The sequence below is a fragment of the Mesorhizobium sp. B1-1-5 genome, assembly GCF_006443065.1.
Lineage (GTDB): Bacteria > Pseudomonadota > Alphaproteobacteria > Rhizobiales > Rhizobiaceae > Mesorhizobium.
In genome coordinates this window covers 26,136-32,708 of record NZ_VFWS01000054.1, presented here as the reverse complement: position 1 = coordinate 32,708, position 6,573 = coordinate 26,136, and the positions used below count along the sequence as shown (strand labels likewise).

Below are 6,573 nucleotides of genomic sequence, written 5' to 3'. Positions count from 1 at the left end.
GTAGGCAGTAGGCAGTAGGCAGTAGGCAGTAGGCAGTAGGCAGTAGGGGTCTCCTTCCCTATTGCCTACTGCCTAATCCCTAATGCCTCTTTCCCCGTTTCTGCCAGCCCGTGCCGAGCAGCCCGATCTCACGGAGCTCCCTATCCATCGTCTTCGCGATGTCCCGGTGTTCGGCGCCGACGTCGCGCAGCTGGCTGTCCGAAAGATCATCGACCGACTCGTGTGGCAGCCAGATGGCGACCCGGGCCTGGCGAAGCCAATCGCGTGCCGAACGCAGCCAAAGCGTGACGCCGGAAGGGGATTCCAGGGTGGTGCAGGGCTTCAGGGCGATCTCAGACATGGCGCTATCCGTGTTCTCCGGATATCAAATCCGGTTTTACAGTGTTTCGATGAAGCCATGATGCCGGATTGAAAAACAAACGGGAAACGAGTAGTTCTTTTCCGATCATCAAGTTTTATTTGGAGATCGCATGTCCAAGCTGCTGCCGGGAACGCGTGCGCTGCGGACGTTCGAAGCGGCCGCCAGGCATCTCAACTTCACCCGCGCGGCCGACGAGCTCGGCCTGACGCCAGCGGCGGTCAGCCACCAGATCAAGGAAATCGAGGATCAGCTCGACCTGGTGCTGTTCACGCGCACCAGCCGCACTATCCGGCTGACGGAGGCAGGCAATGTGCTGCTGGAGGCTTCGGTCGATGCGCTCGACCTGCTCAACCGCGCCGTCAGCCGCGCCCGCAAGATGACCCGCGGCACGGCGCTGCTGAAGGTGACGCTCGACGCGCAGTTCGCGACGAAATGGTTGATGCGCCGCGTCGACGACTTCCGCAAGCAAAAGCCGGGCATCGAGCTGCGCTTCGACATCACCTACGATGTCCGGGATTTCGACCTCGACGACGTCGATGTCGGCATCCGCTTCGGCGCCGGCAGATATCCCGGGCTCTGCGCGCATCGGCTGTTCGAGAACATCATCATCCCGGTATGCAGCCCGGCCCTGCTGGCGTCAGGTCCACCGCTGAAGGAGCCGCGCGACCTGTTCAACCACACGCTCGCGCATATCGAATGGTCGCGGCAGGGCGTGACCTGGCCGAACTGGAGCATGTGGATGCACGCGGCCGGCGTCGACGATTTCGACGACAGCCGCACCCTGGTCTTCGGATCCTCGACCGATGCCACCCAGGCGGCGCTCGACGGCAACGCGGTGGCGCTCGCCGATTTCGCCATGGTCGCCAACGATCTTTCGCAAGGCCGTCTGGTGCGGCCCTTCCAGCTCGGCATCAAGGTCGCGCCGGAATTCGCGTATTTCCTGGTCTATCCCGAGGCGGCGAAGGACGACGCGCGCGTCGTCGCCTTCCGCGAATGGCTCATCGAGGAGGCGGCGAAGACGCCGACATGACGGCCGCCTTAGCCAGCCGGCGCGCCGAACCAGCCGATGACGGCGCCGATGATCAGCATCACGCCCAGCCAGTGGCCGGCATCGATCAGCGTCAGGGTCCAGCCGAAGCCTTCATAGCGGTGGTTGACGGTGAGCGTGGTAGCAATGAAGCCGAGCCACAGCACGAAGCCGAACAGCAACCCGGCGATCGGGTTCGGCTCGCCGCCGGTTATGGCGCCCACCACCAGCGTCAGCACGAGCGCCATGATCAGCTCGGCGATGAAGCTGACGACGAACGGAACGACCGAGCGCTGCATGGTGGCCGGGTCGAGCTTGGCGGCCTTCAGCCAAGGCTTGCTCAAGCCCATGTACCAGGCGGCGCCGAACAGCCACGCGACCACGGCGGCGGCGATCACCGCCAGCCAGTTCACGACCGAAAAATCCATGCTTTCCCCTCCAAGTTGAAAGGCGATGGAACGCTTGTTCGGCGATCGCGTCAAGCAAGGCGCCAGACGGTCGTGCGCTTGACCTCGGCATCTTCCAGCACGCGCGTCACCGGAACCTGGTAGACGGCAAGCGGTTCCAGACCGGTCTTGGGGAGATAGGCGCGGCCGGGATCGCCGACGAGGATCTCGGCACCGCGCGCCTTCAGAGATCCGAGCCAGGGCAGCAGCCGGTCGGCGAAGGCCTTGTCGTAGAAGACGTCGCCGGCAAGCACGACGTCCCAGCCATCGTCGATGCCGACGCAATCCGTGCCGCGGAATTGCGCTTCAACGCCGTTGGCTTCGAGGTTGATGGCGATTGCCGTCTCGCAGAACGGGTCGATGTCGGCGGCGATTACTTGCTTCGCGCCGGCCTTCATCGCTGCGATCGCGACAAGGCCGGAACCGGAGGCGAAATCGAGTACCCGTTTGCCGCGCACGGTTCCTGGATTGTCGAGCACATAGCGGGTGAGGCCCTGGCCGCCGGCCCAGGCAAAGGCCCAGAAGGGCGGCGGCAGGCCGATCTCGGCCAATTCCTCCTCGGTGCGCAGCCACAGGTCATGCGCCTCATCGGCGAGGTGCAGCAGCACTTCCGGCACATGCGGCGGCGCCATCAGCGCCGTATTGTCGAGGATGAACTTTCTCGCGCTTCTCGGCGTGAGCTTCGTCACGGCGCCGGATTGAGCTCGGCCATGCGGCAGACCTCTTTCCATTCGGCCGGCGTTACCGGCTGCACGGAAAGCCGGCCGAGCCGGACCAGCGCCATCTCGGCGAGCTTGGGGTTGGCCTTGACCTGTTCCAGCGTCACCGGCTTCGGCACGTCCTTATAGGCGCGGATGTCGACGCATTCCCAGCGCGGATCGTCAGTGGTGGTGTCGGGGTGCGCCAGCGCGCAGACCTCGGCGATGCCGACGATGTCGAGGCCCTCGTTGGAATGGTAGAAGAAGCCGAGATCGCCGATCTGCATCGCCTTCATGTTGTTGCGGGCGGCATAGTTGCGCACGCCGTCCCATTGTGTGCCGGCCTTGCCTTTGGCCTTCAGCGCCTCGAAGGAAAAGACCGAGGGTTCGGACTTGAACAGCCAGTAGTTCATATCGTTTGTCCCATCGCTTTGTCGCACCGCCACGCATGGCGTTCCCGTCTATGCTTACTCTCTCGCCGTCATTGCGGCGAGAGCAGCGAACGATCATGCGCCGGCGGGCTTCTGGAAGACCCAGTTCCATGCACGGATCTCGACGCTTTCGAACAGGCCGGCCTTGGCGTAGGGATCGGCGGCCGCCATGGCTTTGGCTCCAGCCATGTCCGGCGCCTCGATCATCACCAGGCTGCCGTCCGGCTTGCCGTCGGCGTCGAGGAAGGGACCTGCAAAGGCAAGCTTGCCCTCGGCGATCAGGCCTTCCAGGAACGCCGCATGCGCCGGCCGCGTGTCGACGCGCAGCTGCAGGCTGCCGGGCTTGTCCTTGCAAATCAACGCAAACAGCATGTTTCAAACTCCGATGGTCAGATGTCGGTTTCGGTTTTGAGCGGCCTCGTCATCAGCGCGGTCACGGCCTGGCCGATCATCACCTTGCCGTCGAGGATGGCGGCGACGGCCGAGATGATCGGCGCCTCGATGCCGCGCTCGGCGGCGATGCGGGCGGCGATGCCCGCCGTCGGCACGCCTTCGGCCAGCGGCAGCCCGGCAAGCGGCTTGCCCTGGCCGAGCGCCAGGCCGTAGGCGAAATTGCGCGACTGGGCCGAGGAACAGGTGAGCAAGAGGTCGCCGAGGCCTGAAAGCCCCATCAGCGTTTCCGGCCGGGCGCCGAAGGCGGCGCCGATGCGGCGCAATTCGACGAAGCCGCGCGTCACCATGGCGGCCTGGGCGCTGGCGCCAAGTCCTGCGCCGGTGACGGCGCCGGCAGCGATGGCAAAGACGTTCTTCAGCGCGCCGCCGATCTCGACGCCGGTCAGATCGTCGCTCGAATAGCAGCGCAGGTTCTCCGCTGAGAAGCGCGCGGCAAGCTCGGCCGCCAATTCAGCCTCGCGGGCGGCAACCACCACGGCGGTCGGCAGGCCGCGCGCGACGTCGCTGGCGAAGCTCGGGCCGGAAAGCGCCGCGACCGGATTGCCCGGCAGGTTTTCCTCGACGATCGCCGAGAGCAGCGCACCGGTGTCGCGCTCGATGCCCTTGGCGCAGAGCACCAGCGGCACGCCTGCGGGAACATGGTTGCGGGCACTGGCCAGGACGGCGCGCAACGACTGCGCCGGCGTCACCGCGAGCACGCAGTCGGCGCCGTCAAGCGCCGCGGCAATGTCGCTGGTGGCCGCGATGCCGGGCTCGATGCTGATGCCGGGCAGGTAGCGCGGGTTCTCGCCGCGGGCGATGGCGGCGACGGTCTCGGCGTCGCGGGCATAGAGCCGGACATCATGGCCGGCGCGCAACATGGCCAGCGCCAGCGCCGTGCCCCAGGCGCCGCCGCCCAGCACCGAGACGCGCCAGCCGCTGGTGCTTTTCTTGGTCATGCCTTGGCACCACGCCGGCCCGAGCCGACCAGGGGTGCGGAAACACTGTCGAGCGGCCAGCGCGAGCGCGGCACGAAATCGGCGGCGTTTTCGTCGGCGATGCCGGCGCGCAGCCGCTCTATGCCGGCCCAGGCGATCATCGCCGCATTGTCGGTGCAAAGCTTCTGCGGCGGCGCGACGAATGCGAAGCCGGCCTCGGAACACAGCGCTTCGAGCGTCGCTTTGATCGTGCGGTTGGCGGCGACGCCGCCGGCAACGACCAGCGCCGGCTTCGCCTGGCCTGGAAATTCCCGGCGGAAGCGGGCAAGGCCGCGGCCGACACGATCGCCCAGCGCGTCCGCCACCGCCGCCTGGAAAGAGGCGCAGATGTCGGCGACGTCCTGGTCGCTCAGCGGCGCGATCGCGCTCGCCGCCTGGCGCACAGCCGTCTTCAAACCGGAGAAGGAGAAATCGGGCTGCGCCGAGCCCTTCATCGGGCGTGGGAAGGCAAAGCGGCCTGCATCGCCGCTGACGGCCGTCTTCTCGACATTCGGGCCGCCGGGATAGGGCAGGCCAAGCATCTTGGCGGTCTTGTCGAAGGCCTCGCCCAGCGCATCGTCGATGGTGGTCGCCCAGCGCTGGTAATCGCCGACACCGCGCACCGCGACGATCTGGGTGTGGCCGCCGGAGACGAGCAGAAGCAGATAAGGAAAATCGAGACCGTCGGTCAGCCGCGCCGTCAGCGCGTGGCCTTCGAGATGATTGATGGCGATCAGTGGCTTGTTGGCGGCGGCGGCGATTGCCTTGGCTGTCATCAGGCCAACGATCAGCCCACCGACCAGACCCGGCCCCGCGGTGGCGGCGATGGCGTCGATCTCGTCGAGCGATACCGCCGAATCGGCGAGGGCGGCCTCGACGATGCCGTCCAGCGCCTCGACATGGGCGCGCGCTGCAATCTCGGGCACGACGCCCCCAAAGGCAGCATGCTCCTCGATCTGGCTCAGCACGATGTTGGACAGGATTTCGGGCGCGGCGCCGCCGTCCAGCGCCACCACGCTGGCCGCCGTCTCGTCGCAGCTCGTCTCAATGCCCAGAACGCGGATCAATTGGTCGCTGTCCACAAAGATTGTGTCGCCGGAGGTCTGTCGATATTCAGGTGAGGCCGGCCGGCAAGTGGCGGGTTCCTGCGCTTCCGGTGCTCACGTACTTTAAGTACGCTCCGCTCCGGTTCTCGCAAGCCGCCACTTTCGGCTCGGCCTGACCTGAATCTCGACAAACCTCGGCCAAGGACGGGGGTTATCACGGACCGCGCGCCATGCAAACTTTGAAAATCGGAACACGCGGCAGCCCGCTGGCATTGGCCCAGGCGCATGAGACGCGGGCGCGGCTGATGCAGGCGCATGGCCTGCCCGAAGAGGCGTTCGAGGTGGTGCCGATCTCGACCAGCGGCGACCGCATCCAGGACCGGCCGCTGTCGGAGGCCGGCGGCAAGGGGCTGTTCACCAAGGAAATCGAGGAGGCGCTGCTCGAGCGCCGAATCGACATCGCCGTGCATTCGTCGAAGGACATGCCGACGGTGCTGCCCGTTGGGCTGGAGTTTGTCACGTTCCTGCCGCGCGAGGACGCGCGCGACGCCTTCATCGGCAAGACGGCGAAGCGGATCGCCGACCTGCCCCATGGCGCCACGGTCGGATCGTCATCGCTGCGGCGCCAGGCGCTGATCCGCCGCATGCGGCCGGACCTCGACGTGGTGATCTTCCGCGGCAATGTGCAGACGAGGCTGCGCAAGCTGGACGAAGGCGTCGCCGAGGGCACCATCCTTGCCTATGCCGGGTTGAAGCGGCTCGGGCTTGAGCATGTCGTCACTGACCTGATGCCGCTGGAGGCTTTTCCGCCGGCGCCGGGGCAAGGCGCGATCGGCATCGAAACCCGCATCGGCGACCGCGACGTCGAGAAGATGCTGGCGGCGATCCATCATGTGCCGACCGGCCAGGCGCTCACCTGCGAGCGCGCCTTCCTCGCCGCGCTCGACGGCTCCTGCCGCACGCCGATCGCCGGCCATGCGACGGTATCGGGCGAGAAACTGTCCTTCGCCGGATTGATCATCTCGCCCGACGGCACGCAATCGCACGAAGTCCGGCTGGAAGGCGAGGCCGCGGACGCGGCGGAGGTCGGCCTGGACGCGGCGCGCACGGTCCGCGCCAGGGCCGGTGCGACATTCTTCGACGGCTGGGCCTGAC

General features: G+C 66.7%; 9 protein-coding genes. 2 read left to right on the top strand and 7 right to left on the bottom strand.

The annotated features are described in order from the left end of the window. Positions 1–79: 79 nt before the first annotated feature. A complete protein-coding gene (locus FJ980_RS17345) occupies positions 80–340 on the bottom strand; it encodes a hypothetical protein (RefSeq protein ID WP_140544797.1) in 261 nt (86 codons plus the stop codon). A gap of 130 nt (positions 341–470) precedes the next feature. Between FJ980_RS17345 and gcvA the strand changes: the two genes are divergently transcribed. Then, on the top strand, positions 471–1,391 hold the full coding sequence (gene gcvA, locus FJ980_RS17340; RefSeq protein ID WP_140544795.1) for a transcriptional regulator GcvA: 921 nt from the start codon (positions 471–473) through the stop codon (positions 1,389–1,391). Between the two features lie 8 nt (positions 1,392–1,399). On the opposite strand, the gene FJ980_RS17335 is transcribed toward gcvA, so the two are convergent. From FJ980_RS17335 to tsaD, 6 genes are all read right to left on the bottom strand, one after another. After that, a complete protein-coding gene (locus tag FJ980_RS17335) occupies positions 1,400–1,816 on the bottom strand; it encodes a DUF1761 domain-containing protein (protein WP_140544793.1) in 417 nt (138 codons plus the stop codon). A 50-nt stretch (positions 1,817–1,866) separates the two neighbouring features. Then, entirely contained in the window at positions 1,867–2,565 is a 699-nt protein-coding gene (locus tag FJ980_RS17330) for a methyltransferase (protein WP_181181234.1), read from the bottom strand. After that, positions 2,520–2,945 carry an EVE domain-containing protein gene (locus FJ980_RS17325; protein WP_071071512.1) on the bottom strand — a complete coding sequence of 142 codons (426 nt, stop codon included), beginning with the start codon at positions 2,943–2,945 and terminating at the stop codon, positions 2,520–2,522. Before FJ980_RS17325 ends, FJ980_RS17330 begins: the two co-directional genes overlap by 46 nt. A gap of 93 nt (positions 2,946–3,038) precedes the next feature. Further along, the gene (locus tag FJ980_RS17320) at positions 3,039–3,335 is read right to left on the bottom strand and encodes a YciI-like protein (protein ID WP_140544789.1); all 297 of its coding nucleotides are present in this window, start codon (positions 3,333–3,335) and stop codon (positions 3,039–3,041) included. 17 nt (positions 3,336–3,352) lie between these two features. Next, entirely contained in the window at positions 3,353–4,354 is a 1,002-nt protein-coding gene (locus FJ980_RS17315; RefSeq protein ID WP_140544788.1) for an NAD(P)H-dependent glycerol-3-phosphate dehydrogenase, read from the bottom strand. Then, positions 4,351–5,436, bottom strand: a complete 1,086-nt coding sequence (gene tsaD, locus FJ980_RS17310; RefSeq protein WP_181181236.1) for a tRNA (adenosine(37)-N6)-threonylcarbamoyltransferase complex transferase subunit TsaD — start codon at positions 5,434–5,436, stop codon at positions 4,351–4,353. The genes FJ980_RS17315 and tsaD overlap by 4 nt, the downstream gene beginning before the upstream one ends. A gap of 212 nt (positions 5,437–5,648) precedes the next feature. Between tsaD and hemC the strand changes: the two genes are divergently transcribed. Continuing rightward, complete coding sequence (hemC, locus tag FJ980_RS17305; RefSeq protein WP_140544784.1) at positions 5,649–6,572, top strand: hydroxymethylbilane synthase; 924 nt, start codon at positions 5,649–5,651, stop codon at positions 6,570–6,572. Position 6,573: the final 1 nt, after the last annotated feature.

Excerpts from the sequence above, each read along its gene's own strand:
- hemC (WP_140544784.1), top strand. The coding sequence starts at position 5,649 with ATGCAAACTTTGAAAATCGGAACACGCGGCAGCCCGCTGGCATTGGCC.
- FJ980_RS17335 (WP_140544793.1), bottom strand. The coding sequence starts at position 1,816 with ATGGATTTTTCGGTCGTGAACTGGCTGGCGGTGATCGCCGCCGCCGTG.
- gcvA (WP_140544795.1), top strand. The coding sequence starts at position 471 with ATGTCCAAGCTGCTGCCGGGAACGCGTGCGCTGCGGACGTTCGAAGCG.
- FJ980_RS17320 (WP_140544789.1), bottom strand. The coding sequence starts at position 3,335 with ATGCTGTTTGCGTTGATTTGCAAGGACAAGCCCGGCAGCCTGCAGCTG.
- FJ980_RS17315 (WP_140544788.1), bottom strand. The coding sequence starts at position 4,354 with ATGACCAAGAAAAGCACCAGCGGCTGGCGCGTCTCGGTGCTGGGCGGC.
- FJ980_RS17345 (WP_140544797.1), bottom strand. The coding sequence starts at position 340 with ATGTCTGAGATCGCCCTGAAGCCCTGCACCACCCTGGAATCCCCTTCC.
- FJ980_RS17325 (WP_071071512.1), bottom strand. The coding sequence starts at position 2,945 with ATGAACTACTGGCTGTTCAAGTCCGAACCCTCGGTCTTTTCCTTCGAG.
- FJ980_RS17330 (WP_181181234.1), bottom strand. The coding sequence starts at position 2,565 with ATGGAAAGAGGTCTGCCGCATGGCCGAGCTCAATCCGGCGCCGTGACG.